Annotated in this window: 1 protein-coding gene; it reads right to left on the reverse strand. The window is 49.6% G+C overall.

Annotated features, from left to right (window positions below):
• Positions 1-27: 27 nt before the first annotated feature.
• Positions 28-1,143 (reverse strand): oxaloacetate-decarboxylating malate dehydrogenase, encoded by a 1,116-nt coding sequence (gene maeA, locus HK28_RS12780; RefSeq protein ID WP_233140534.1) that lies wholly within the window; start codon positions 1,141-1,143, stop codon positions 28-30.
• Between the last annotated feature and the right edge of the window lie 88 nt (positions 1,144-1,231).

A 1,231-nucleotide genomic window follows, 5' to 3' on the forward strand; every position in this document is an offset into this window, starting at 1 on the left:
TCACAACCTCTCGCTCAATTCAATACATTAATAGGTCCTGAACCTAGCATAGCTTACCTGAAAATCAAGAAGTCCGTGCTTCATGTCGTCGGTAAGCAAACCCGGCAAATCGACGAGCCAGATACGGCGGGTTGCCTCATCTTGCGACACTCCATGCCGCACCATCTGATCGCGAATCTGGTCCGCAATACCGACCCCGGCTGTGCCTGCGCCCAAAATTACCACGTGCTGATCGGACCAGAGTGTGTCACTGCGGCGAACTGCATTGAGCAATGCACCAAGAACGATTGCGCCAGTCCCCTGCATATCGTCATTAAAGGTCGGAACCTTGTCGCGGAAACGGCTCAAAATACGGCGTGCATTTGTTGAACCGAAATCTTCCCAATGCAACATCGCCCGGGGAAAGAGTTTCTTCGCCGCCCTGACATATGCGTCTATAAAGTTGTCATAAACCTCACCGACAACACGACTGTGTCGATAACCGATGTAAAGTGGATCGTTGAGAAGTTTTTGGTTATTTGTTCCAACATCGAGTACAATCGGAATGACGCGATGAGGATCGACCCCGGCAGCCGCAGTATAGACGGCGAGTTTGCCGATGGAGATATCGATGCCGTTGGCGCCCCAGTCCCCAATTCCGAGAATTTCTTCGGCGTCACTGGCAACCAGCAGATCAATATCGTCAGCGCTGGCGCCGAAGGCTGACAGCTTTTCCTCAATTTTATCAGGCTCGTTAATACTGAGAAAAACGCCGCGAGGTCGTGTTATAATCTCACTGTATTGTTCAATTGCCTCTCCAACCACCGGATCGTAGACAACCGGAAGCATTTCCATGAGGTGGCGTTGAAGTAACGCGTAAAACAGCGTCACATTATTATCGTGGAGTCTCCACATATAAATGTGTTTATCGAGATCGGTAGGGGCCTTACGATAAGCTGTGAGTGCGCGTGTCAATTGAGGCTCCAAGTCATTGGAGATTACCGGCGGCAATAGACCATTTAACCCCAGAGCGTTTCTTTCCTCCTGCGTAAAGGCTGAACCTTTATTGAGAGCCGGATCGCGCAAAACGTCACATCCTCGAGCGGATGTCTCAATTTTTCTAGAACAGCCTATTCCCATGATCTTGGCCTGTCTGCTGAACACATCTATCTCCTCAAGTCGATCAATTTTTATGGCGCCAGAACTTAGGCTCAGGACCTATTAATTTATTGAAGTGAGCGAGAGGTTGTGA

The sequence above is a fragment of the Acetobacter sp. DsW_063 genome (assembly GCF_002153745.1).
In the GTDB taxonomy this organism is placed as follows: domain Bacteria; phylum Pseudomonadota; class Alphaproteobacteria; order Acetobacterales; family Acetobacteraceae; genus Acetobacter.